This window comes from Paracoccus marinaquae, from assembly GCF_018860165.1.
Lineage (GTDB): Bacteria > Pseudomonadota > Alphaproteobacteria > Rhodobacterales > Rhodobacteraceae > Paracoccus > Paracoccus marinaquae.
The window spans coordinates 115,961-138,871 of the sequence record NZ_JAHKNG010000004.1; the positions used below are offsets into that span (position 1 = coordinate 115,961).

General features: G+C 67.4%; 22 protein-coding genes. 15 read left to right on the forward strand and 7 right to left on the reverse strand.

The genetic code is table 11. The annotated features are described in order from the left end of the window. Positions 1-59: 59 nt before the first annotated feature. From KNW02_RS04135 to KNW02_RS04155, 5 genes are all read left to right on the forward strand, one after another. Positions 60-350 (forward strand): DUF3572 family protein, encoded by a 291-nt coding sequence (locus KNW02_RS04135; protein ID WP_216032006.1) that lies wholly within the window; start codon positions 60-62, stop codon positions 348-350. 75 nt (positions 351-425) lie between these two features. Beyond that, entirely contained in the window at positions 426-1,010 is a 585-nt protein-coding gene (locus KNW02_RS04140; protein WP_216032007.1) for a heme NO-binding domain-containing protein, read from the forward strand. Between the two features lie 59 nt (positions 1,011-1,069). Further along, positions 1,070-2,041 carry a GGDEF domain-containing protein gene (locus KNW02_RS04145; protein ID WP_252733435.1) on the forward strand — a complete coding sequence of 324 codons (972 nt, stop codon included), beginning with the start codon at positions 1,070-1,072 and terminating at the stop codon, positions 2,039-2,041. 82 nt (positions 2,042-2,123) lie between these two features. Continuing rightward, positions 2,124-2,741: a nicotinate-nucleotide adenylyltransferase gene (locus KNW02_RS04150; RefSeq protein WP_216032009.1), complete on the forward strand. Its 618-nt coding sequence runs from the start codon at positions 2,124-2,126 to the stop codon at positions 2,739-2,741. Then, positions 2,738-4,153, forward strand: coding sequence for a D-alanyl-D-alanine carboxypeptidase (locus KNW02_RS04155; protein ID WP_216032010.1), 1,416 nt, complete (start codon positions 2,738-2,740; stop codon positions 4,151-4,153). Before KNW02_RS04150 ends, KNW02_RS04155 begins: the two co-directional genes overlap by 4 nt. Before the next feature lie 2 nt (positions 4,154-4,155). Here KNW02_RS04155 and KNW02_RS04160 read toward each other — a convergent pair whose 3' ends face one another. Next, positions 4,156-4,578 carry a tellurite resistance TerB family protein gene (locus KNW02_RS04160; RefSeq protein ID WP_216032011.1) on the reverse strand — a complete coding sequence of 141 codons (423 nt, stop codon included), beginning with the start codon at positions 4,576-4,578 and terminating at the stop codon, positions 4,156-4,158. 92 nt (positions 4,579-4,670) lie between these two features. Between KNW02_RS04160 and KNW02_RS04165 the strand changes: the two genes are divergently transcribed. Both KNW02_RS04165 and KNW02_RS04170 read left to right on the forward strand, forming a co-directional pair. Further along, on the forward strand, positions 4,671-6,269 hold the full coding sequence (locus KNW02_RS04165; RefSeq protein WP_216032012.1) for a lysine--tRNA ligase: 1,599 nt from the start codon (positions 4,671-4,673) through the stop codon (positions 6,267-6,269). A 181-nt stretch (positions 6,270-6,450) separates the two neighbouring features. Continuing rightward, complete coding sequence (locus KNW02_RS04170) at positions 6,451-8,745, forward strand: glycosyl hydrolase family 28-related protein (RefSeq protein ID WP_216032013.1); 2,295 nt, start codon at positions 6,451-6,453, stop codon at positions 8,743-8,745. 45 nt (positions 8,746-8,790) lie between these two features. Here KNW02_RS04170 and KNW02_RS04175 read toward each other — a convergent pair whose 3' ends face one another. Beyond that, positions 8,791-9,291 carry a HugZ family pyridoxamine 5'-phosphate oxidase gene (locus KNW02_RS04175; RefSeq protein WP_216032014.1) on the reverse strand — a complete coding sequence of 167 codons (501 nt, stop codon included), beginning with the start codon at positions 9,289-9,291 and terminating at the stop codon, positions 8,791-8,793. A gap of 282 nt (positions 9,292-9,573) precedes the next feature. On the opposite strand from KNW02_RS04175, the gene acs reads away from it, so the two are divergent. The 7 genes from acs to KNW02_RS04210 all read left to right on the forward strand — a co-directional run bounded on the left by acs (position 9,574) and on the right by KNW02_RS04210 (position 18,454). Beyond that, positions 9,574-11,529, forward strand: coding sequence for an acetate--CoA ligase (acs, locus tag KNW02_RS04180; protein WP_216032015.1), 1,956 nt, complete (start codon positions 9,574-9,576; stop codon positions 11,527-11,529). Between the two features lie 137 nt (positions 11,530-11,666). After that, the gene (locus KNW02_RS04185; protein ID WP_216032016.1) at positions 11,667-11,924 is read left to right on the forward strand and encodes a DUF4212 domain-containing protein; all 258 of its coding nucleotides are present in this window, start codon (positions 11,667-11,669) and stop codon (positions 11,922-11,924) included. Between the two features lie 13 nt (positions 11,925-11,937). Next, positions 11,938-13,749 carry a sodium:solute symporter family protein gene (locus KNW02_RS04190; RefSeq protein WP_216032017.1) on the forward strand — a complete coding sequence of 604 codons (1,812 nt, stop codon included), beginning with the start codon at positions 11,938-11,940 and terminating at the stop codon, positions 13,747-13,749. Between the two features lie 56 nt (positions 13,750-13,805). Further along, the gene (locus KNW02_RS04195; RefSeq protein WP_431356738.1) at positions 13,806-15,623 is read left to right on the forward strand and encodes a DUF294 nucleotidyltransferase-like domain-containing protein; all 1,818 of its coding nucleotides are present in this window, start codon (positions 13,806-13,808) and stop codon (positions 15,621-15,623) included. Continuing rightward, entirely contained in the window at positions 15,620-16,147 is a 528-nt protein-coding gene (locus tag KNW02_RS04200; protein WP_216032019.1) for a hypothetical protein, read from the forward strand. Before KNW02_RS04195 ends, KNW02_RS04200 begins: the two co-directional genes overlap by 4 nt. Then, a complete protein-coding gene (locus KNW02_RS04205) occupies positions 16,119-16,490 on the forward strand; it encodes a response regulator transcription factor (RefSeq protein WP_216032020.1) in 372 nt (123 codons plus the stop codon). The genes KNW02_RS04200 and KNW02_RS04205 overlap by 29 nt, the downstream gene beginning before the upstream one ends. Then, positions 16,484-18,454 carry a 3'-5' exonuclease gene (locus tag KNW02_RS04210; protein ID WP_216032021.1) on the forward strand — a complete coding sequence of 657 codons (1,971 nt, stop codon included), beginning with the start codon at positions 16,484-16,486 and terminating at the stop codon, positions 18,452-18,454. Before KNW02_RS04205 ends, KNW02_RS04210 begins: the two co-directional genes overlap by 7 nt. On the opposite strand, the gene KNW02_RS04215 is transcribed toward KNW02_RS04210, so the two are convergent. From KNW02_RS04215 to pth, 5 genes are all read right to left on the reverse strand, one after another. Further along, positions 18,430-18,882, reverse strand: coding sequence for a hypothetical protein (locus KNW02_RS04215; RefSeq protein ID WP_216032022.1), 453 nt, complete (start codon positions 18,880-18,882; stop codon positions 18,430-18,432). The genes KNW02_RS04210 and KNW02_RS04215 overlap by 25 nt on opposite strands. A gap of 82 nt (positions 18,883-18,964) precedes the next feature. After that, complete coding sequence (locus tag KNW02_RS04220; protein WP_216032023.1) at positions 18,965-19,702, reverse strand: molecular chaperone DjiA; 738 nt, start codon at positions 19,700-19,702, stop codon at positions 18,965-18,967. A gap of 51 nt (positions 19,703-19,753) precedes the next feature. Continuing rightward, positions 19,754-20,131, reverse strand: coding sequence for a DUF2237 family protein (locus tag KNW02_RS04225; protein WP_216032074.1), 378 nt, complete (start codon positions 20,129-20,131; stop codon positions 19,754-19,756). A gap of 56 nt (positions 20,132-20,187) precedes the next feature. Further along, positions 20,188-21,252, reverse strand: a complete 1,065-nt coding sequence (locus tag KNW02_RS04230) for a DUF2332 domain-containing protein (protein ID WP_216032024.1) — start codon at positions 21,250-21,252, stop codon at positions 20,188-20,190. Next, the gene (gene pth / locus KNW02_RS04235; protein WP_216032075.1) at positions 21,249-21,971 is read right to left on the reverse strand and encodes an aminoacyl-tRNA hydrolase; all 723 of its coding nucleotides are present in this window, start codon (positions 21,969-21,971) and stop codon (positions 21,249-21,251) included. The genes KNW02_RS04230 and pth overlap by 4 nt, the downstream gene beginning before the upstream one ends. A gap of 168 nt (positions 21,972-22,139) precedes the next feature. Between pth and KNW02_RS04240 the strand changes: the two genes are divergently transcribed. Continuing rightward, a complete protein-coding gene (locus tag KNW02_RS04240) occupies positions 22,140-22,772 on the forward strand; it encodes an ATP-dependent Clp protease proteolytic subunit (protein ID WP_216032025.1) in 633 nt (210 codons plus the stop codon). Positions 22,773-22,911: the final 139 nt, after the last annotated feature.

Sequence of the window (22,911 nt, forward strand, 5' to 3'; positions counted from 1 at the left end):
GGGTTTCGACAGGAAGCCGGCCGGCCGGTTTCCGCCGACTCAGGAAAGGAAGTGATCCAATGAGCTTTTCCGCCGCACAGGCGCAGGACCTGGCGATGAACGCCTTTCTGCATGTGATCCGGCAGCCGGAACTGATCGCGGGTTTCATGGCGGCCACGGGCCTCAAGGCCGATGACCTGCGGCAACTTGCCGCGCGCCCCGAGGCCGGGCTGCAGGCGCTGGACTTCCTTCTGGAGGATGATGCGCGCGTGCTGGAGGCCGCGCGCGCCATCGGCTGCCGTCCGCAGGATCTGCTGGCCGCCCGGGTGGCACTGGCCGGGCCGGGCAGCTATGGCTGGGAGGCCGGCTGACCGGCGCCCTGGCCCCGGCGGCGTTTCCGCTTTCTTCATTCTTCCGCGCTAGCCTGATCCGAACAGAGGTGGATCATGCACAGACTGGTTGTTCGGGCGGTCGAGGAATTCTTGCGCGATACCTATGGCGCAAACCTGTGGCGGCAGGTCGAGATTTCCTGTGCGGTGGAACAGGTCGCTGCTGCGGCACCGGCCGGCCGCCTGCCCGGCGGGGCCGAGCGGATGATCGCGGCGGCCGGGGCGATCCTCGAAAAGCCCGAGGGTGAGCTTTACGAGGATCTGGGCGCCTGGCTTGCCCGCCGCGAGGCGATCCGCAGGCTGCTGCGGTTTTCCGGCCGGGATTTCGCGGATTTCGTCCTCAGCCTCGAGGAATTGCCCGACCGGGCGCATTTCGTCATCCCCGATCTGGAGATGCCGAGAATACGGGTCGAGCGCGAGGAAGATGGCACCATGCGGCTGCTGCTGGATCCCCTGGCCCCGGCCTGGTGCGCGATCCTCGGCGGGTTGCTGCGGGCCATGGCGGATGACTATGGCGCCCTCGGGCTGGTCGCGGTCGGGGGGCGCGCGGTTCAGGTGCAGATCCCCGAGGCATCCTTCGCCGAGGGGCGCGACTTTCATCTGGAACAGGGCGATGTCCCGAACGCCGCCGGGCTGCGCTGATGGAACCCTCGGGCCTGCTGCCTGGCATTTCGTCCGGGGCGATGGACCGGATATTGCCGATGCATCTGCTGATCCAGGCCGGTGGTCGCGTCCTGTCGGTCGGGCCGACGCTGCGCAAGCTGGTCACGCCCGGGATGCGCCATGTCGCCGATGGCTTCTCGAATGGCAGGCCCGGCGGCAATGAAGACCTCGTTGCCGTCATCCTCGGCGCGGCCTCGGATGGCGAGCGGCTGTTTCTGCGCATGCGGCAAACGCCCTGCCTGAACCTGCGCGGCCATGCCGTGCCGGCGGGGCGGGACGCGGTGCTTGTGAATCTGGGCTTCGGGATCGGCCTGCCGGATGCGGTGCGCGCGGCCGGGTTGACCGACCGGGATTTCGCGCCGCCCGAACTGGCCATGGAACTGCTGTTCATGCGCGAGGCGATGGGTGGCGTGCTGGGGGAGTTGTCGCATTTCAACAGCCAGCTGGAGGTGGCGCGCGATGTCGCCGAGGCGCAGGCGCATACCGACCCGCTGACCGGGCTGCACAACCGCCGCGGCCTCGAACTGGCGCTGTCCGAGGCACGGACGCTGACCGGATTGCGCGCCGGCGACCGCGACGGATTCGCGCTGGCGCATTTGGATCTGGATCATTTCAAGGCGGTCAACGACCTGCTGGGACATGCCGAGGGCGACCGTGTCCTGTGCCATGTGGCGCGGGTATTGGGCGACGTGATTCGCAGCGATGATACCGCGGCGCGGGTCGGCGGCGATGAATTCGTGCTGATCCTGCGCCGGTTCGAGGATGTGGCCGGCCTTGAACGCCTGGCGCGGCGGATCATCGCGGGAATCGAGTCGGTCCTGAGCGATGGGGCCGACGGCTGCAGGGTTTCGGCCAGCGTGGGGATCGTCCTGTCGCGCAACTATCGCGACCAGCCGCTTGAACGGATGCTGCTTGACGCGGATGCCGCGCTTTACCGGTCCAAGCGCGAAGGGCGGGGGCGGGTCACGATCCTGACGGCCCCGCTGACGGGCGAGACGCAGGGCCTGTGACCGGCGGCACCGGGCCGTCGCGGGTTTTCATGCGGCTCTGCCGCCGATTGGCTTGGCCTGCAGGATGTTCTAATCGAAAGGGATGGTTGCGGAATTTCCCATTGCGCGCCCGGGCATGCGGATCGGGCTTCTGGGTGGATCGTTCGATCCCGCCCATGCCGGGCATGTGCATATCACCGAAGAGGCGCGGCGCCGGTTCCGGCTGGATCGGGTCTGGTGGCTGGTCTCGCCCGGCAATCCGCTGAAGGCGCAGGGCCCGGCCCCGATGGCCGAGCGGATCGCCACCGCCCGGCGCATGCTGGACGACCCGGCGGTGGTGGTCACCGATATCGAGGCAAGGCTGGGAACGCGCATGACCGCCGACACCATTGCAGCCTTGCGCCGGCACTATCCGGGGGTCCGCTTCGTCTGGCTGATGGGCTCGGACAACCTGTGTCAGTTCCACCGCTGGGATCGCTGGCGCGAGATTGCGGAGGCGGTGCCGATCGGGGTCCTGGCCCGGCCGGGCTCGCGCATCGCGGCGCGCAATGCGGTCGCGGCGCAGATCATGCGGCGCTGGCGCCTGCCGCAGGCGCGGGCGTCGCTTCTGGCGAGCGTGCCCGCACCCGCCTGGGTTTTGATCAACCTGCCGATGTCGTGGCAGTCTTCCACGGCGATTCGCGCGGCCAGACATGCCGCAGTCAGGCGGGAGACGAGATGACGAAACTTGGCCGGCGTGCCTTCCTGTCGGCGGCAATGGCCGCCATCCCCGCCGCGCAGGGATGGGCGCTGACCGGTGGCGGGCTGGCGCAGCGGCCGCCGGCGCGGCCGCTGCCGGATGCGGCGCGCAGCATTGCGGCCGCCGATCTGCCCGGAACGGTCGGCTATGCGCTGGTCGATCCGCAGAGCGGCGCGCTGCTGGATGGCGGCGCCGGGGCGGCATCACTGCCGCCGGCCAGCACGATGAAGGTGCTGACCGCGCTTTATGCGCTGGACCGGCTGGGGCAGGGCTATCGCTTTCGCACCCGGGTGCTGGTGGCGGGCGACATGCTGGTGCTGGCCGGCGGCGGCGATCCGGTCCTGAGCAGCGACGGGCTGGCCGCGCTGGCCGCGGATCTGGTGGCCAGCGGGCAGCCCGCGCCCGCCCGTTTCGCCGTCTGGGGCGGGGCCCTGCCGCGGCTGGCCGAGATCGCGCCCGAACAGGCCGATCATCTGGCCTATAACCCGACCCTGTCGGGGATGATCCTGAATTTCAACCGGGTGCATCTGGGCTGGCGCCGCGCGAATGGCGGCGTGCAGATGTCGCTCGAGGCGCGGGCCGCGGCCAATTCGCCCCGCGCCTATACGATCAGCGCGCAGGCCGGCGATCAGCGCGAGTTGTTCACCTATCGCGCCGAGCCGCTGCGCGAATACTGGACCGTCGCGCGTTCGGCGGTGGCGCGGCCGGGCAGCCGCTGGCTGCCGGTGCGCAAGCCCGAGCTTTATGCCGGCGACGTGTTCCAGACGCTGTGCCGCGCCAAGGGGCTGGTGCTGCCCACGCCCGAGGTGATCGAGGAACTGCCTGCGGGAACCGAGATCGCCTCGCTTGAAAGCCCGCCACTCAGCGAGTTGCTGCGCGACATGCTGTATTACTCGACCAATCTTACCGCCGAGGTGATCGGGTTGCAGGCCAGCGGGGCCGCAGGCATTGCCGCCTCGGCCGCGGCGATGCAGGGCTGGTTGCGCGATCAGGGTCTGGCCGAAGGGTTCCGACTGGCCGACCATTCGGGGCTTGCCGGTGACAGCCGGGTCACCGCCGAGGGGCTGGCGCGGGCACTGACGCTGGCGCAGGGCGCCGCGACACTGACGCCCTTGCTGAAACGCGATCCGCTGGACGAGGATCTGGGGGCGATGCCGGCGCGGGGCTTCGATGTCATGGCCAAGACCGGCACGCTGAACTTCGTCTCGAACCTTGCCGGTCACCTGAACGTGCCGGGCGGCGGCACGGCCGGCTTCGCCATCCTCTGCGCCGACAGCCCCCGCCATGCCGCGACCAGCGGGCAGGAACTGCCGGCCGGCGTGATCGGCTGGACCAAGGCTGCCAAGCGGTTGCAGCGCGATATCCTGACCGGCTGGGTCGCGCGCTATCTGTGAGGTTACAGCACCCGGTGCCGGACCTGCGCCGACAGCTCGATCGCGGCGGCATGCAGGCGCGAGATGTTCAACTGGTGCCGGATCTCGGCCAGCATGACGATCTCGCCCTCGTAAAGCCGCCCGTCGGCCGCGCCGACATCGCAGGCCAGCGCATAGGCCGTCTCGTAAAGCTTCTCGGGCAGGGCGTCGCGGATCAGTCCGAACAGGGCGTCGATCCCGTCCTCGTCCTCGAACAGCGAAATGACCGTCTGGCTGATCGCGCGGATCCGGTCGACGTCATATTCGGCAAAGACCGGGGCATGATCGACGTTGCGCTGGATCGCCACCAGCTCGGAGGTGCGCATCGTCTCATCCGAGGCCGAGACGGCCACCATGACCGCCACCAGCGCGTCGCAGGGCGAAAGGGAGGGCAGTTCTGCGGTCATGTGTAGGTCTCCGTCCTGAATGGGGTGCAAATTATTGACGATTCCATGCGCTTTCAATAAGGCGTCGTAGCCTTGAAACAGGAGTAGACGCGATGACCACCCTGCGCGATGCCGCAATGACCTCGAAGGCCTGGCCGTTCGAAGAGGCGCGCCGGGTGCTGAAACGCTATGCCAGGAAGGATCCCGAAAAGGGATATGTGCTGTTCGAGACGGGCTATGGCCCCTCGGGCCTGCCGCATATCGGCACCTTCGGCGAGGTGGCGCGGACCACCATGATCCGCCGCGCCTTCGAGATCATCAGCGACATCCCGACCCGGCTGATCTGCTTTTCCGACGACATGGACGGGATGCGCAAGGTGCCCGACAACGTGCCCCAGCAAGAGATGTTGCGCGCGCATCTGCAGGAACCACTGACCACGGTGCCCGATCCCTTCGGCGAATATGACAGCTTCGGCGCGCATAACAACGCCATGCTGCGCCGTTTCCTCGACACCTTCGGCTTCCAGTACGAGTTCGTCAGCGCCACCGAGTTCTACAAATCGGGCCAGTTTGACGAAACGCTGCTGCGCGCGGCCGAGAGATACGACGCGATCATGGAGGTGATGCTGGCCTCGCTGCGCGAGGAGCGGCAGCAGACCTACAGCTGCTTCCTGCCGATCGATCCGAAGTCCGGGCGCGTCCTCTATGTGCCGATCAAGCATGTCGATGCGAAGGCCGGCACCATCACCTTCGACGACGAGGACGGGCAGGAGATGGTGTTGCCGGTCACCGGCGGGCAGGTCAAACTGCAATGGAAGCCCGATTTCGGCGCCCGCTGGGCGGCGCTGGATGTCGATTTCGAGATGTATGGCAAGGATCACAGCACCAATACGCCGATCTATGACGGCATCTGCGAGATCCTGGGCGGCCGCAAACCCGAGCATTTCACCTATGAGCTGTTCCTCGATCAGCACGGCCAGAAGATCAGCAAATCAAAGGGTAACGGGCTTTCCATCGACGAATGGCTGACCTATGCCGCGACCGAAAGCCTGTCCTATTTCATGTATCAGAAGCCGAAGACGGCCAAGCGGATGCATTTCGACGTGATCCCCAAGGCGGTGGACGAATATCACCAGCAGCTGCGCGCCTATCCCGATCAGACGCCCGAGCAGCAACTGGCCAATCCGGTCTGGCACATCCATGGCGGCGAGGTGCCGCAATCCGACATGGTGGTGCCGTTCCAGATGCTGCTGAACCTCGCCTCGGTGGCGGGTGCCAAGGACAGGGACGGGCTCTGGGGCTTCATGCGCCGCTATGCCCCCGAGGCCAGCCCCGAGACCCATCCCGGTCTGGATCAGGGCGCCGGCTTCGCCGTGCGCTATTTCAACGATTTCGTCGCCCCCACCCGCGAGTTCCGCCTGCCGAGCGAGGTCGAGCGGCGCGCGATGGAGGATCTGGCCGGCCGCCTTGCGGCCTGGGACCAGCCGGCCGATCCCGAGGCGCTGCAATCCATGGTCTTCGCCATCGGCCGCGAACACGGGTTCGAGCCGCTGCGCGACTGGTTCGGGGCCCTCTATCAGGTGCTGCTGGGCGCCGATCAGGGGCCGCGATTCGGCGGCTTCATCGCGCTTTACGGCGTCGATGAGACGCGCCTGCTGATCGAACGCGCCCTGACCGGGGGGCTGGTCGCCGAGGCGCCGCCGACCGCGTAAGACGTGGACAGGGGGTCGCGCGGCCCCCTGCGCACGTGCAGGCTGGCGCCCCTGTTGCGCCTCGGTCGTGTTGCGCCGGACGCTGCCTTTGGCCGGCCTTAACCTTTCATCAACTATCTCTTCAGGCCTCATGCGGGGTCGTGTGTCGGGCCCGTTTCTGTTCCGTCATGGGAGATAGGGAATGAACATAGCGATCACCAACGGCCTATTGCTGATGCCGCCGGCCTTCCGGGCGGGACTGAACGCATGGTCGCGGACCAATGGCACGCCGGGCAGCGCCACCTGGGCCAGCGGCGGCACTGGCGGCATCAACCCGTCCGATCAGGATTTCGGCGCCTGCCTTGAGATCTTCAAGCAGCAGACGACGACCAGCATCCGCTTCATGGGCGAGACGCCGATGATCGCGGGGGTCTATCTGCGCGTCTCGGCCCGGCTGAAGCTGGTGGCCGGGGTGCCCTGCAGCGCGCGCATCGCCGGCTGGGCCGGAGACGGGGCGCGCAACCATGTCACCGGCCTGCCCGAAACCGGGCCGACCGTGCCGCTGGACACGATCGGCAAGGTCGTCGAGATCAGCGCCATCGTCGGTGTCGGTGCGCGCGGCGGCGTGGACATGAGCTGGGGCACCCGGCCGGTCTATGGGCATTTCGGGCTGGATCTGGTGGGCACCAATGGCGGCGCCGTCCGGATCGAATCGGTCCGGATCGAGGATGTCAGCGCGGCCTTCGTTCCCTCGCTGATCGACTGGGTCGATGTGCGCGACTACGGCGCGGTGGGCGACGGCGTGACCAATGACCGCGCCGCCTTCCTGGCCGCCGACCAGGCCGCCAATGGTGGCTGGGTGCTTGTGCCCGAGGGCAATTTCCTCATCCAGGGCGATCTGGCGATCAACAGCCCGATCCGCTTCAAGGGGCGGCTGACGGCGCCGGCTTCGACCCGCATCGCCTTCCTGCAGAGCTTTGACTTCCCGACCTATGCCGATGCCTTCGGCAATGAGACGCTGGGCATGAAGAAGGCGCTGCAGGCGCTGTTCGGCTATACCGACCATGTCACGCTGGATCTGTGCGGCCGCCGGGTCGAGATCGACGAGCCGCTGGTCATCGACGCCCTCGCGCCCGGCCTTGGCGATTTCTCGAACCGTCGGGTGATCAGCAATGGCAGCCTTCTGGCGGTGGACGGGCCGGCCTGGCTGACCGGCAATTGGACCAGCCAGGCGACCTATGACCCGGCGACACCGGGGCGGCTGACCAATGTCGCCAATGTGGCCGCGATCGAGATCGGCAGCCGGGTGATCGGCAACGGGGTCGGCCGTGAGGTCTATGTGAACGGCAAGAACGTCGCCCAGGGCTGGCTAAGCCTGTCGCAGCCACTTTACGGCGGTGCCGGCACGCGCAGCTACAGCTTTGAACGCTATCGCTATATCTTCGATTTCTCGGGCGTCGATCAGGTCGACCGGCTGAACTTCGTCGATCTGGACATCAACTGCAACGGCGTCGCAAGCTGCCTGATGCTGCCCGCCAAGGGCGAGATGATCGCTGTCCGCGACTGCTATGTGACCCGGCCGAAGGACCGCGCCATCACCTCGATCGGGCGGGGCTGTCAGGACATGCTGGTCGACCGCTGCCAGTTCCTGTCGAACGAGATGAGCCTGCCGGCCCAGCAGCGCAACACCATCGCCATCAACGTGAACGGCAATGACGTGAAGATGCGCAACAACCGCTTTGTCCGGTTCGCGCATTTCATGGTCGCCCATGGCGGCGGGCATATCATCACCGGCAATCACTGGTTCCAGGGCGACAATGCCAGCGACGGGTTGCGCTATGCCGGGCTGGTGCTGACGCAGAAGAACGTCCAGACCACGATCTCGGGCAATTACATCGACAATGCCTCGGTCGAATGGACCAACGAACACAGCGCCTATCCCGATTTCACCGGTAACGAGTTCAGCTTTGGCGGGCTGACCATCTCGGGCAATACCTGCCTGTGCAGCAAGACCGTGCCCTGGTTCACCTGGCTGACGGTCAAGCCCTATGGCAGCGGCCATTTCGTCCACGGCCTGTCGGTGGTCGGCAATGTCTTCAAGGCGCTCTACAACCAGATCGACCGGGTCGAGCGGGTCGATACCTCGATCGCTGATCTGGACTATAACAACATGCGGAACGTCCAGTTCGAGGGCAACACCTTCAATGGCGTCTCGAACTATGTCTCGAATCCGCTGATGATCCAGCATGTCCAGAACAGCACCTCGAACAGCTGGACCCTGCCGGTGATCGAGGGGCTGCCGTTCCAGGCCTGGGCGAAATCGGTGCAGTCGGTGGTGTCCGAGGCGCCGATCATCGACAACAGCGGCAGCCGGCTGGACGCCATGCCCTGGGTGCAGACGCATGTCGGATCGTCCAAGCGCCAGATCCGGCTGAACTGGTCGAAGCCGGTCAAGGGCAGCGTCTGCGTCTATGCGCGCATGGATCGCCCGCAATAGCGCCGCCGCGACCAGCCAATTGCAAGGAAAGATGTCGCCGCAGGGTCAGCCCTGCGGCGATGTTTCGTTTGCGGGCAGGGCCAGATCCGCCGGTGTCAGCCGGAAGGCCGCGCCGAAACCCGCGTTCAGCAATCCGCCCAGCGGGGTCAGCTGCCAGAAGGCGAAGTCGGGCAGGCCGAGGAACAGCTGCGAACGCGGATGGCGTTCCAGCCAGCGTTCCCGCCGTTCGGGTGTCGAGGGCAACTGGCTGGCCGTGACCTGCAAGGACAGCCGCGGCCAGGTCATCGGATCGCCCTTGGGCTGGGTATTTTCGACCAGAAGCCCGGCGCGGGGATCGGCGGCCAGCGCGCGGCTGTGGGTGGCGAGGCCGGCCAGCAGGGCCATCGGCTGGCCGTCGGCATCGGTCTGGCAGAGGATGCGGGACAGATGCGGATGGCCGGTTTCCGGGTCGATCACCGCCAGCGTGGCGTGACACATTCCGTCCAGCAATCCGCGCGCGGTGCCGCGGGCCAGATCGTCGGTATTGCGGATGGGTGACTTGCTCATGCCGCCATGCTCGCGCGCGGCCGGGCCAATGGCAAGGGGCGGGCGGCGGAAAAAACCGCAGCCGAGAGGGAGGCCGGTTCCGTCGGCTGACAAGGTTGTGAACGGTTTACAAGAACAGTGATAAATCCGTGAATAAATTTACAAAATTATCGTTATATAAAAATCACTTAACATTTTGTCTGGTTTGTGGTTAACATTCCCCCAAGGCGGGCAAGCACCTTCGTTTGCCGGGCTGCGGCGAAAGCCGTCAGGTTGCGATCATACTGCTGAGGAGGGGACTTCATGAGCACAGAAACCGTTGAAAAACACGCCATTCCCGCGGGCTTCGAACAGGCCCATGCCGGGGTCGAGGACTACCGCCGGCTCTATGCCGAATCGATGGACGATCCCGAGGGCTTCTGGGGGCGCGAGGGTCTGCGGCTGGACTGGATCCATCCCTATTCCAAGGTCAAGAACACCAATTTCAACTTCGGTGAGGTCAGCATCAAGTGGTTCGAGGATGGCATCCTGAATGCCAGCGTGAACTGCGTCGACCGCCATCTTCCGGCCCGTGCGAACCAGACCGCCATCATCTTCGAGCCCGACGATCCCCGGACGCCGGCGCAGCACATCACCTATGCGCAGCTGTCCGAGAGCGTGAACCGGATGGCCAATGTCCTGCTGAGCCAGGGCGTGATGCGCGGCGACCGTGTGGTCATCTACCTGCCGATGATCCCCGAGGCCGCCTATGCGATGCTGGCCTGTGCCCGGATCGGCGCCATCCATTCCATCGTATTCGCCGGCTTCTCGCCCGACGCGCTGGCCAACCGGATCAACGATTCCGGCGCCAAGGTGGTGATCACCGCCGATACCGCGCCGCGCGGCGGACGGCGCACCGCGCTGAAATCCAACACCGACGCGGCGCTGCTGCACTGCTCGGACCGGGTGCGCTGCCTTGTGGTCAAGCATACCGGCGACCAGACCACCTGGGTCCAGGGCCGCGATGTCGACGTGAAGGAGCAGATGAAGCATGTCAGCCCGGACTGCCCGCCCCGGCCGATGAATGCCGAGGATCCGCTGTTCGTCCTCTATACCTCGGGCTCGACCGGCAAGCCGAAGGGCGTGGTGCATTCCACCGGCGGCTATCTGGTCTTCGCCGCGATGACCCATCAATACGTCTTCGACTACAAGGATGGCGACATCTTCTGGTGCACGGCGGATGTCGGCTGGGTCACCGGCCACAGCTATATCATCTATGGCCCGCTGGCCAATGGCGCGACGACGGTGATGTTCGAGGGCGTGCCGACCTGGCCCGATGCCGGCCGCTTCTGGGAAGTCTGCGCCAAGCACAAGGTCAACCAGTTCTACACCGCGCCGACCGCGATCCGGGCGCTGATGGGCAAGGGTTCCGAATTCGTCGAGAAGCACGACCTGTCCAGCCTGCGCCTGCTGGGCACGGTGGGCGAGCCGATCAACCCCGAGGCCTGGCACTGGTACAACGACCATGTCGGCAAGGGCAAATGCCCGATCGTCGATACCTGGTGGCAGACCGAGACCGGTGGCCACATGATCACGCCGCTGCCCGGTGCCGTGGAAACCAAGCCCGGCTCGGCCACGCTGCCCTTCTTCGGCGTCAAGCCGGCGATCCTCGACGCCAGCACCGCCGAGCTGATCGAGGGTGACCCGGCCGAGGGCGTGCTGTGCATCGCCGACAGCTGGCCGGGGCAGATGCGCACCGTCTGGGGCGATCACCAGCGCTTCATGGAAACCTATTTCCAGCAATATCCGGGCTATTACTTCACGGGCGACGGCTGCCGCCGTGACGAGGACGGCTATTACTGGATCACCGGGCGTGTCGATGACGTGATCAACGTCTCGGGGCACCGCATGGGCACGGCCGAGGTGGAATCGGCGCTGGTCGCCCATGAGAAGGTCGCCGAGGCCGCCGTCGTCGGCTATCCGCATCCGGTGAAGGGGCAGGGCATCTATGCCTATGTCACGCTGATGAACGGGATCGAGCCGACCGAGGAGCTGCGCACCGAACTGGTGAAATGGGTCCGCGGCGAGATCGGCCCGATTGCCAGCCCCGACCTGATCCAGTGGGCGCCGGGCATGCCCAAGACCCGCTCGGGCAAGATCATGCGCCGTATCCTGCGCAAGATCGCCGAGAACGATTACGGGGCCCTGGGCGACATCTCGACCCTGGCCGAGCCCGAGGTCGTGGACGAGTTGATCGACAACCGCATGAACCGCGGCTGATCTGCCGACCGGAATACGGGGCTGCCTTGCGGCCCCGCTATCGCATCCCGGCCTCTCCGCCGGGAACCGGGATGCTGTACCCAATTCAAGGGCGGAATGAGGGACGAGTCTGAAACACTAGGGAGGGTCCGACGGACATGAGTGACAGGCAATCATCGAATGCATACTGGCAGGCAAATCTGAGGATTATCTATGTCTGCATGGTCATCTGGGCGCTGGTGTCCTATGGCTTCGGGATCATCCTGCGGCCGCTGGTCGAGGGCATCCGGATCGGCGGTACCGATCTGGGCTTCTGGTTCGCCCAGCAGGGGTCGATCCTGGTCTTCATCGTGCTGATTTTCTTCTACGCCGCGCGGATGAACAAGCTCGACCGCGACCATGGCGTGGACGAATGAGGAGGACTGACCCATGAGCCAGTTTACGCTTAACCTGATCTTCATCGGCCTGTCCTTTGCCATCTATATCGGCATCGCGATCTGGGCCCGCGCCGGCTCGACGGCGGAATTCTATGCCGCCAACCGCGGCGTCAGCCCGGTCATGAACGGCATGGCCACCGCCGCGGACTGGATGTCGGCGGCCAGCTTCATCTCGATGGCGGGCCTCATTGCCTTCACCGGCTTTGACAACTCGACCTATCTGATGGGCTGGACCGGCGGCTATGTGCTGCTGGCGATGCTGCTGGCGCCCTATCTGCGCAAGTTCGGCAAGTTCACCGTCCCCGAATTCATCGGCGACCGCTTCTATTCGCAGACCGCGCGGATCATCGGCGTGGTCTGTCTGCTGGTGATCTCGATCACCTATGTGATCGGCCAGATGACCGGCGTCGGCGTGACCTTCTCGCGCTATCTGGAAGTGTCGAACTCGACCGGCCTGTGGATCGGCGCGGCGCTGGTGTTCTGCTATGCGGTCCTGGGCGGCATGAAGGGCATCACCTATACGCAGGTCGCCCAATATGTCGTGCTGATCATCGCCTATACGATCCCGGCGGTCTTCATCGCCATGCAGCTGACCGGTCATGTCCTGCCGCAGACCGGGCTGTTCGGCACCCTGAACGACGGTGGTGGCAAGTTCCTGACCACGCTGGACCAGGTGGTGACGGATCTGGGCTTCACGTCCTATACCGGGCATCACAAGTCGACCTTGGACATGGTGCTGTTCACCCTGGCGCTGATGATCGGCACCGCGGGTCTGCCGCATGTCATCATCCGCTTCTTCACCGTGCCGAAGGTGTCGGATGCGCGCAAGTCGGCCGGCTGGGCGCTGGTCTTCATCGCGCTGCTTTACACCGTTGCTCCGGCGGTGGGTGCGATGTCGCGCTTCAACCTGACCGCGACCATGTGGCCGGGTGCCCATTCGGGCGAAACCTTCAGCCAGTCGGCCGTGTCGCTGGACGCGATCCAGAACGACGCCGACAAGCAGTGGATGCGCAACTGGCAGGTCACCGGCCTGCTGAACTGGGAAGACAAGAACGGCGACGGTCTGATCCAGTACTATAACGAAGCGGGCGCCGCCAACGAGCCTCTGGCCGCCGTCATCGCCGAGCAGGGACTGGTCGGGAACGAGCTGACCACCGTGAACAACGACATCATGGTGCTGGCCAATCCCGAAATCGCCAACCTGCCGGGCTGGGTCATCGCCATCGTGGCCGCGGGCGGTCTGGCCGCCGCGCTGTCCACCGCCGCGGGTCTTCTGCTGGCGATCTCGGGCGCGGTCAGCCACGACCTGATCAAGGGCGCGATCAACCCCGGCATCAGCGAGAAGGGCGAGCTGTTCGCGGCCCGCGTCTCGATGGCGGTGTCGATCCTGGTGGCAACGATCCTCGGTCTGAACCCGCCGGGCTTTGCGGCGCAGACCGTGGCGCTGGCCTTCGGCCTTGCCGCATCCTCGATCTTCCCGGTTCTGATGATGGGCATCTTCTCGAAGCGCATCAACAAGCAGGGCGCGATCTGGGGGATGCTGGCCGGCATCATCTCGACGCTGGTCTATATCTTCACCTACAAGGGCTGGTTCTTCATCGCCGATACCAACCTGCTGGCCGACACGGCTGCGAACTGGCTGTTCGGCATCTCGCCCGCCTCCTTCGGGGTGGTCGGCGCGCTGATCAACTTCGGTGTCGCCTATGTGGTGTCGAACGCGACCGAAGAGCCGCCGGTCGAGGTGCAGGAACTGGTCGAATCGATCCGCGTTCCGCGCGGTGCCGGCGACGCCGTCGCCCACTGACACAAAATAGCGCCGCGCCCCCTGCCGGGGCGCGGCACCTTTCGCAATCCGGGGGAATGTCAGGGATGTCCGAGACCGCCGATTTCATTGCCACGGTCCACCCCTATGACAGCCTGTCGCGGGACGAACTGGCGCGCGTCGCCAGCTCCTTCAGCCGCAGGACCTATCCCGCCGGCACCGAGATCTATCATGCCGGCGACCTCTTGCCCGGCATCTTCCTGATCGAGCGCGGCCGCATCCGCGTCACCGACCGCAACGGCGATTCCGTCTCGGAACTGGGACCGCGCAATTCGTTCGGCGAACGCGGCCTGCTGCGCGACGGGGTGGCGGTCACCTCGGCCGCGACGGACGAGGACTCGGTGGTGCTGATGCTGCCGCGATCCGAGGTGGTGCGGCTGATCCAGAACCATAGCGCCGTCGCGCGCTTCTTCGATCGCGGCCGCGGCCCGGTCGATCGCGGCACCGAGATCGCCATGCTGAAGGTCGGCGACCTGCTGCATCGCAACCCGCAAAGCTGCGGCCCCGACACGCCGATCATCGAGGCGGCGCGGCTGATGCGCGATGCCCGCGTCAGCAGCCTCGGCATCACCGAGGGCGAGCGCCTGATCGGGCTGGTCACCATCCGCGACATGTCGAACCGGGTCGTGGCCGAGGGCCGCGACATGCGCCACCCGGTGCGCGCGGTGATGACCGCCGACCCGATCACCCTGCCGCCCTCGGCGCTCGGCTATGACGTGCTGAACATCATGCTGGAACGCCGGGTCGGGCACCTGCCGGTGGTCGATGAGGGGCGTTTCGTCGGCATGATCAGCCAGACCGACCTGACGCGGGTGCAGGCGGTCAGCGCCTCGGCCCTGATCCGGGACGCGGCCATGGCCGAGACCGTGGCCGAGATGGCCCAGACGACGGCGCGGATCCCCGAACTGCTGCTGCATCTGGTGCGCGGCCATCAGCGCCACGAGGTGATCACCCGGATGATCACCGACATCGCTGACGCCGTCACGCGGCGGCTTCTGGACATGGCGGTGGCGAAGCTGGGTCCGGCGCCCGCCGCCTGGCTCTGGGCGGCCTGCGGCAGTCAGGGCCGGCAGGAACAGACCGGGGTCAGCGATCAGGACAACTGCCTGATCCTGGCCGAGGGCACCGATCCGAAACATCCCTATTTCGAAGAGATGGCCCGCCTTGTCAGCGACGGGCTGAACGAATGCGGCTATGTCTATTGCCCCGGCGACATGATGGCCACCAACCCGCGCTGGCGCCAGCCGCGCGAGGTCTGGCGCGGCTATTTCCGCGACTGGATCGACCACCCCAGCCCCGAGGCGCAGATGCTGGCCTCGGTCATGTTCGACCTGCGCGCCATCGGCGGCGATGCCGGGCTGCTGGAGGATCTGCAGCGCGACACCCTGCAGATGGCGGCCAAGAACTCGATCTTCGTGGCCCATATGGTCTCGAACTCGCTGAAGCACCGCCCGCCTCTGGGGCTGATCGGCGGCTTTGCCACGATCCGCTCGGGCGAGCATCGCCATCATATCGACATGAAGCATAACGGGGTCGTGCCGGTCACCGATCTGGCCCGCGTCTATGCGCTGCAGGGGCGGCTGGTGCCGGTGAACACCCGCAGCCGGCTGGAGGAGGCCGAGGCGAAGGGCGTCATCTCGGCCGGTGGCGCGCGCGACCTGATCGCCGCCTATGACCTGATCCAGACCATGCGGCTGGACAGTCAGGCGCAACTGATCCGCGCGGGCCGCAAGCCCGACAATTATCTTTCCCCCGCCGATCTGCCGGATTTCGAGCGCAGCCACCTGCGCGACGCCTTCGTGGTGGTACGCGGCATGCAATCGGCCGTGGGACATGGCAAGGGGATGCTGGGATGACGGGTGTGGGTGTCGAACTTCTGGGGGTGATCGCGGTCGGGATCGGCATGGCGGCGCTGCTCTATGCCGGGCTGCATGCGCTGCGCAAGGCCGGGCTGGACCTGCCGCGCTGGCTGCTGCCGGCGGGGATCGGGCTGGCGATGATCGGCTATTCGGTCTGGAACGATTACGCTTGGTTCGGGCGGGCAGTGGGGAGGCTGCCCGCCGATGCCCAGGTGCTGCTGGTCGGACGCGACAGCCAGCCCTGGGCACCCTGGACCTATCTGGTGCCGGTTGAGGTGCGTTTCGCGGCACTTGATCCGGCGACGATCAGCGCCGGCGAGGGCGCGGTGCGCCAGGCGCAGATCATGCTGGTCGAGCGGCGCGACCAGACGCTGGTCGTGCCGCAGGAATTCGACTGCGGCCGGGGGATGATCCGCCCGGCGCGCGGCGAATGGACGGAGGCGGGGCCGGAGGATCCGGCCTATGCCGCCGTCTGTCAGGGGGAGGGAGACAATGGCCGAAATTCTGGTGATCGAGGATGAGGACAATATTGCCGTCGCGCTGGATTTCCTGCTGACGCGCGAAGGCCATCGCCATGACCGCATGGCGACCGGGGCGGGCGCGGTGGCGCGTATCCGCGAGACCCGTCCCGATCTGGTGCTGCTGGACGTGATGCTGCCCGATGTCTCGGGCTACCAGATCGTGCAGGACGTGCGCGCCGATCCGTCGCTGGCCGATGTCCGGGTGCTGATGATGACCGCGCGCGGCTCGGTCGTGGAACGGCGCAAGGGGCTGGCGCTTGGCGCCGACGGCTTTATCGCCAAGCCGTTCGAACTGTCCGAACTTCGCAGCGAGATGGCGCGGCTGCTGGAGAAGCCATGCTGACCGGCCTGCCGCTGCGGCTGCGCGTCCTGCTGATCTTTGCCGGGCTGGCGGCGGCGGTGCTGGCCATGATCGGGCTGGGGCTGTGGGTCGAGGCGCGACGGCTGGCGGCCAGCGGCCTTGGCGCTGAAACATGGCTGGACCCGATGCTGCAGGCCGGGCTGATCGCCGGGTTCGGCACGCTGGGGCTGGTCACCGGCGTCTGGTTCCTGTTCGACCGCAACGTCGCGCGCCCCATCGAGGCATTGGCCGGCGGGCTGCGCACCGGGCAGGCGCCCGATCCTGGCGAATCCCGCTATCTGGCCGATCTCGGCCCGGCCGCCCGCGACGCCGCCGAGGCGCGCGCCCGCTCGGCCGAGGCGCTGGCCGAGGCGGTGCAGGAACATGCCGCCGATCTGGCCCGCGAAAAGGCGACGCTGGAATCGATTCTCGCCGATTTCGGCGCCGGCGCGGTGATGACCGATGCCAAGGGCCGGGTGGTGTTCTACAATGCCTCGGCAGCGCGGCTGCTGCCGGGCCTCGGGCTGGACCGGCCGCTGGAACGTCACATCGTGCCGGGCGCGCTGGAAGCCGCCGCCGCCCGGCTGGAAACCGGCGTCGAGGCGACCGACCTGATCTGCCTGACTTCCGAGGGCGAGCGGCTGGCCGGGCGCATGCGCCGGATCGACGGCGGCACCCTGCTGATCCTGCGCGACCGGGCCCGCGAACGGCCGGCGCCGCGCGATGTGCTGGAATCGTTGCGCCGCCATGCCGCGACGCTGGTGCCGATGCTGGACGCGCTGGAGGGGCCGATGCCGCCGGCGCTGGCGCAGGCGATCCGCGACGAAGGGCAGGGGCTGGCCGCGGCCATGCGGCGGCTGTCCGAGATCATGGCCGAGGATGCGCCGGCCGGGCGCGCCACGATGGCCGAACTGGCCACCGGGATGGACCATGCCGGCGACCTGCCGCGCCTCTCGGTGCTGGCCGAGGCCGGGCCGATGAACGCGCTGCTGCGGCATCTGGACGGGCAACTGCGCGGGGATGGGCTGGCCCCCGCCCTGCGGGTCGGGCTGGACGAGCCGGGCGAGGCGCATCTGCTGCTGGAATGGCAGGGCGGGGCGGTGTCGATGGACCGGCTGGAGGGCTGGCTGTCGCAGCCCCCCGATGCCGGCCAGCCCGACCAGTCCGGCGCCGATATCCTGGCCACGCATGGCAGCGGCATCTGGCCCGAGGCCCGGAACGGCACGGCCCGGCTGATCCTGCCCTTGCGGCTGGCGCCGGGCCAGTCGGACGCAGCAGGGCTGACCTATGATTTCGCGCTGGCCAGCCGCGGCGCGGCCTCGTCGCGGCTGGCGGATCTGACCTGCGTCGTCTTCGACACCGAAACCACCGGCCTGTCGCCGACCGAGGATCGCATCGTCCAGATTGCCGGGGTTCGCATCGCCCGTGGCCGCCTGACCGGCGAACGCTTCGAGACGCTGGTCAATCCGGGCCGCCCGATCCCGCCCGGCACGACCGAGATCCACCATATCTCTGACGCCATGGTGGCGGATGCCCCCGACATGACCGCCGCGCTGACCGCCTTCCACCACTTTACCGAGGACGCGGTGCTGATCGCCCATAACGCGCCCTTCGACATGGGGCTTCTGCGCAATGCCGCGCCCGAGACCGGGGCGCATTTCGACAATCGCGTGCTGGACACGGTGCTGCTGTCGGCGATGGTCTGGGGGCAGTCGGTGCCGCATACGCTGGACGCGCTGACCGAGCGGCTGGGGATCACCATCCCGCCCGAGGACCGTCACACCGCGATGGGCGACACCGTGGCCACGGCCGAGGCCTTCCTGCGGCTGATCCCGGCGCTGGAGGGCAAGGGCATCTCACTTTTCGAGGAGGCGGTGGCCGAATCGCGCCGCCATCGGCGCCTGATCGGGGATGTGAACCCGATTGCCGCCGAGGCGCCGGATCAAAGCTCGACCTCGGGCGCATAGGGATCGCGCGGGATGGCGGGTAATCCGTCGCCATCCGGTGCCGGGGCGTCGCGCAGCCCCTCGCCGATCACCGGCGGGGGTGGTGCTCCGGGCTTGCGGCGGATGATGATATCGCCGCCTTCCAGCCGCTCGGGCGCCTGGTAATTGCCCAGATCGTCGATCAGCGCCGACAGATCCTCGAGAACCGGGGTCATGCGCGACAGCGAGGATGACATGCTTTCGCCCAACTGGTTCAGGTCGGGGCCGACATCCTGCCAGAATTCCTCCATGAAGGCGCCGATGCCGCGTTCGATCAGGCTCAGCCCGTCTTCGGCCTCGGGGATGTCCTCGGCCAGCGGCGGTTCATATTCGGTCTGCGCCTGAACCGGCGCCGCGCCGAGGGGCAGGGCGAGGATACAGGCGGTCAGGGCAAGGGTGCGACAGGTCATGGCCCGAAGATGGGGTCTTGCGGGCCATGGCGCAAGCCAGTTCGGCCCCTGCAACCGGGCCGATGACGGCGGGGCCTTGGCGTCAGGCAGGGCTGGCCGGCTTCGGGTCGGGCCCCTGATGCATGGCCCGGAACCGTTCCCACGCCTCGTTCAGGCTGCGGGTGCGTGCCTCGGCCAGGCGCACGGCCTCGGGCGGCAGGCCGCGGGCGATGGCGCGGTCGGGATGGGCCTCGCGGATCAGCTCGCGCCAGCGCTTGCGGGCGTCGGCCAGCGGCGTGTCGGCCTCGATCCCCAGCACCTCGCAGGGCGGGCAGCCGGCGGCCGGATCGTGCCGGGCGCGGATCGCGGCGATGCGGGCGGGCGGCATGCCGAAGATGCGTCCGACCTCGTCGATGAAGATGATCTCGGCCTCGTGCATCCTGCCATCGGCAACGGCGATGATGCACAGCCCCTCCAGCACGTCGCCCAGCACCGGATCGCCGGAGGGAAACATCGCCGCGATCCGGCGCGCCCAGGAATCGAAGCCGGCAACGTCCTGCCGGGCCAGATCGAAGACCCGCGCGGCGTTCTTTTCCTCGGAGCGCGGGATGATGAACAGCCGGCGGAAGGCCGCGACCTCGGCCCGGGCGACGGTGCCATCGGCCTTGGCCAGCTTGGCCCCGAGCGCGATCACCGCGATGGTGAAGGCGACCGAGCGTTCCGGCGGCGTCGCCGCAGGCGCACGGCCCAGCAACGCCGCCAGCCGGTCGGCGATGCGCTGCCAGAAGCTGCGCGGCTTCGGCAGTTCGGGGCAGGGGGCGGGATGCGGGCTCGTGTCCATGCCCTGAGACTAGCGGGGATCGCGGCGCGACGGTAGGGCCGATCGGGCCGGCTAGCCCTGCGGATCGGTCACGGCATGGGCGCGCAGCAGTTCCAGCGGCACGATGGACAGGGCCCGGGCATGGGTCGCCTCCAGCACGACCCGAGGGGCGGCATATTCCTGTGCCGCCTGCAGAAAGCGCGCCGCGCAAAGGCACCAGCGATCCCCGGGTTTCAGCCCCGGAAACAGGAATTCGGGCCGTGGCGTCGTCAGATCATTGCCCAGATAGGCCGACATGGCGAGGAATTCGGCCGTGACGATCACGCAGACGGTGTGGCTGCCGCCGTCCTCCGGCCCGGTATCGCAGCAGCCATTGCGATAGAACCCGGTTATCGGGTCCTTCGAGCAGGGCTCAAGCCGCCCGCCAAGCACGTTCACGGATGGCTCCATCCGGCCCTCCCGGTTCTTTCTCAAGGCTAGCCGTTGCCCGGCCCGCCGCCAAGCCCTCAGTTCGGAACGGGCGCCCAGCGGATCCAGCGGCCGTGGAAATCGGCCCGGCCCAGCCGCCAGCCTCGCGGCGATCCGTCCCAGACGCGCAGGGTCAGGGCCGCGCCGTCGCCGCCATCCGCCTCCATGGCGAAATGGGCCAGCGCCGCATCCGGCGAGGCCGCCGCCCCCGCCCGCGCCAGGGCGGCCTCGCATGCAGCCTGTGTCGCCGGCGGGAAATACTGCGCCGCGATCGTGTGATAGACCAGCGTCAGCCGCCCCGGCGCGGGCTGCGCCAGCCTTTCGGCCAGCCAGTCGCCGGCATCGCCCGCCGCGACCTGCGGCGGATAATCCCGCGCCAGTTCCAGCGCCGCCCGCAGCCGCGCCAGCCGCAGGTCCTGATCGGCCCAGCAATAGGCCATCAGCCGCAGCCCGTCCCGCCGCGCATCCAGCGGCCGCAGATCGACCCCTTCGGCCGAAGCCACGCGCAGCGTTCCGCCCGGCACCTCTCCTTGCCAGTGCGGGGTCAGCACCACCGCCTGCCCGTCCGCCCGGCCCTCGGGCTGATGGTGTGAGGGCGCGGGGGGCGGCCGGTCCTGCGCCTGCAGGTGATAGCGATGGAAATTCAGGTTCAGCCCGGCCGAGGCCCCCAGTTCAAGCGCCCTGATCGGCAGCGGCGACAGGCCGGATGCGAATCGCGCCGCGGCGATGATCGCGGCCGAACGCGCGACCTCGTTGGTCTGCGGCGGGCTGTCCAGCCAGCCCATCAGCATCGCCTCATGCGCGACCAGTGCCGCGAGGATCGCCGCGCGGTCGACCTGCCTCGCGTGATAGCTTTCGGTCAAGGCGGCGTCGGCGCCGGTCAGGACCAGCGCATGCAGGCCGCCGCACAGGCGCAGCGGCACCGAATCCGCCCGCGCGGACGGATCGCCGGTCCAGCCCAGAACCTTCGCGGCAACCGCGCCCTGACCGGCCTTGAGATCATCCGCCAGCGAAGCGCACAGATCGGCGGTGAAGGGCGAGCCAAGCGCCCGGCAGGCCTTGGCCTGATCGAGAAAGGCCGCGCGGACCCGCGCCTCGCTCATTTGAAGCGCTCGGTCAGGGCACGCAGCCGGTCGGCGAGACTGGCGGGTTGCGGCGGCGTGTCGGGGCCTGCCTTGCCGGGCTTCGGTTTTGGATCAGGTTTGGACTGTGCCGGCCGCGCCTCGGGCGGCCGGTCGCCGGTGCCGCTGCGGGCGGGCGCGGTGCGCGCGGCGACGGCGTTCTGGAACCGGCCGTGATCGCCCGAGGCCAGCGCCGCTGCGCCGTCGGAAACTCCGCGCAACAGGTCGTCAAGCCAGTCCTGATCGGCCTTGGCGAAATCCGACAGCACATAGCCCGCGACCCGGTCCTTGTGGCCGGGATGGCCGATCCCCAGCCGCACCCGGTCGTATTCGGCGCCGATATGCTGATGGATCGAGCGCAGCCCGTTATGCCCGGCATGACCGCCGCCGCGCTTCACGCGGCATTTCCCGGGCGCCAGATCCAGTTCGTCATGCAGCACGGTCACGTCTTCGGGCGCCAGTTTCAGATAACGCATGGCCTCGCCCACGGCCTGGCCCGAGAGGTTCATGAAACCCTGCGGCTTCAGCAGCGTCACCCGGGCCTCGCCCAGGCGCCCCTCGGCCGCAAGCCCCTGAAACCGCGCCTTCCACGGGCCTAAACCGTGATCGGCGGCGATCCGGTCCACCGCCATGAAGCCGATATTGTGGCGGTTGGCGGTGTATTTCGCGCCCGGATTTCCCAACCCCACGATCAGCTTCACATCTGCCTCCTGCGTCATCACGGCCGGGATGCCTCTGGCCGTTTTGCGATCCATACCTTGCGGCGGACCTTGCCGGTTACTAAGACTCTGTCAACCTTTCGCGACTAAGACAGGGATTCAAGCCCGGACGAATCGCGGGAACAGGGATATTTGAGGCAAGGAAAGACGATGAGCGATCCGGCAGAATTCTACATGAACACCCTTGTTCCCATGGTGGTCGAGCAGACCTCGCGCGGGGAACGTGCCTATGACATCTTCTCGCGGTTGCTGAAGGAGCGCATCATCTTCGTCTCGGGGCCGGTCCATGACGGCATGTCGACGCTGATCTGCGCGCAATTGCTGTTCCTTGAGGCGGAGAACCCGACCAAGGATATCAGCATGTACATCAACAGCCCCGGCGGCGTGGTGACCTCGGGCCTGTCGATCTATGACACGATGCAGTATATCCGCCCGCGCGTCTCGACGCTGGTGGTCGGGCAGGCCGCCTCGATGGGCTCGCTTCTGCTGGCCGCGGGCGAGCCGGGCCTGCGCCATTCGCTGCCCAACAGCCGGGTGATGGTGCACCAGCCCTCGGGCGGCTTCCGGGGGCAGGCGACCGATATCCTGATCCACGCCCGCGAGACCGAAAAGCTGAAGCGCCGCCTGAACGAGATTTACGTGGCCCATACCGGCAGGACGCTGGAAGAGGTCGAGGAGGCACTGGAACGGGACCGGTTCATGTCGCCGGAAGAGGCGAAGGAATGGGGCCTGATCGACGAGGTGCTTGTGCCGCGGGGCAAGGCCGAGCCCGATAAGAAATAGGCCGGTTGGGGATTGTGACGACGGCATGTCGCTCCTAACATGGCGCGAAGCGATCGTGGCGGCCGGGATGGCCGCCGCGGCGATGGCAAAAGCGGTGGGCGGGGACGGACCCGCGGCCGCCCGTCGGGCCAAGGGGCAG

Excerpts from the sequence above, each read along its gene's own strand:
- KNW02_RS04135 (WP_216032006.1), top strand. The coding sequence starts at position 60 with ATGAGCTTTTCCGCCGCACAGGCGCAGGACCTGGCGATGAACGCCTTT.
- KNW02_RS04140 (WP_216032007.1), top strand. The coding sequence starts at position 426 with ATGCACAGACTGGTTGTTCGGGCGGTCGAGGAATTCTTGCGCGATACC.
- KNW02_RS04145 (WP_252733435.1), top strand. The coding sequence starts at position 1,070 with ATGCATCTGCTGATCCAGGCCGGTGGTCGCGTCCTGTCGGTCGGGCCG.
- KNW02_RS04150 (WP_216032009.1), top strand. The coding sequence starts at position 2,124 with ATGGTTGCGGAATTTCCCATTGCGCGCCCGGGCATGCGGATCGGGCTT.
- KNW02_RS04155 (WP_216032010.1), top strand. The coding sequence starts at position 2,738 with ATGACGAAACTTGGCCGGCGTGCCTTCCTGTCGGCGGCAATGGCCGCC.
- KNW02_RS04160 (WP_216032011.1), bottom strand. The coding sequence starts at position 4,578 with ATGACCGCAGAACTGCCCTCCCTTTCGCCCTGCGACGCGCTGGTGGCG.
- KNW02_RS04165 (WP_216032012.1), top strand. The coding sequence starts at position 4,671 with ATGACCACCCTGCGCGATGCCGCAATGACCTCGAAGGCCTGGCCGTTC.
- KNW02_RS04170 (WP_216032013.1), top strand. The coding sequence starts at position 6,451 with ATGAACATAGCGATCACCAACGGCCTATTGCTGATGCCGCCGGCCTTC.
- KNW02_RS04175 (WP_216032014.1), bottom strand. The coding sequence starts at position 9,291 with ATGAGCAAGTCACCCATCCGCAATACCGACGATCTGGCCCGCGGCACC.
- acs (WP_216032015.1), top strand. The coding sequence starts at position 9,574 with ATGAGCACAGAAACCGTTGAAAAACACGCCATTCCCGCGGGCTTCGAA.
- KNW02_RS04185 (WP_216032016.1), top strand. The coding sequence starts at position 11,667 with ATGAGTGACAGGCAATCATCGAATGCATACTGGCAGGCAAATCTGAGG.
- KNW02_RS04190 (WP_216032017.1), top strand. The coding sequence starts at position 11,938 with ATGAGCCAGTTTACGCTTAACCTGATCTTCATCGGCCTGTCCTTTGCC.
- KNW02_RS04195 (WP_431356738.1), top strand. The coding sequence starts at position 13,806 with ATGTCAGGGATGTCCGAGACCGCCGATTTCATTGCCACGGTCCACCCC.
- KNW02_RS04200 (WP_216032019.1), top strand. The coding sequence starts at position 15,620 with ATGACGGGTGTGGGTGTCGAACTTCTGGGGGTGATCGCGGTCGGGATC.
- KNW02_RS04205 (WP_216032020.1), top strand. The coding sequence starts at position 16,119 with ATGGCCGAAATTCTGGTGATCGAGGATGAGGACAATATTGCCGTCGCG.
- KNW02_RS04210 (WP_216032021.1), top strand. The coding sequence starts at position 16,484 with ATGCTGACCGGCCTGCCGCTGCGGCTGCGCGTCCTGCTGATCTTTGCC.
- KNW02_RS04215 (WP_216032022.1), bottom strand. The coding sequence starts at position 18,882 with ATGACCTGTCGCACCCTTGCCCTGACCGCCTGTATCCTCGCCCTGCCC.
- KNW02_RS04220 (WP_216032023.1), bottom strand. The coding sequence starts at position 19,702 with ATGGACACGAGCCCGCATCCCGCCCCCTGCCCCGAACTGCCGAAGCCG.
- KNW02_RS04225 (WP_216032074.1), bottom strand. The coding sequence starts at position 20,131 with ATGGAGCCATCCGTGAACGTGCTTGGCGGGCGGCTTGAGCCCTGCTCG.
- KNW02_RS04230 (WP_216032024.1), bottom strand. The coding sequence starts at position 21,252 with ATGAGCGAGGCGCGGGTCCGCGCGGCCTTTCTCGATCAGGCCAAGGCC.
- KNW02_RS04240 (WP_216032025.1), top strand. The coding sequence starts at position 22,140 with ATGAGCGATCCGGCAGAATTCTACATGAACACCCTTGTTCCCATGGTG.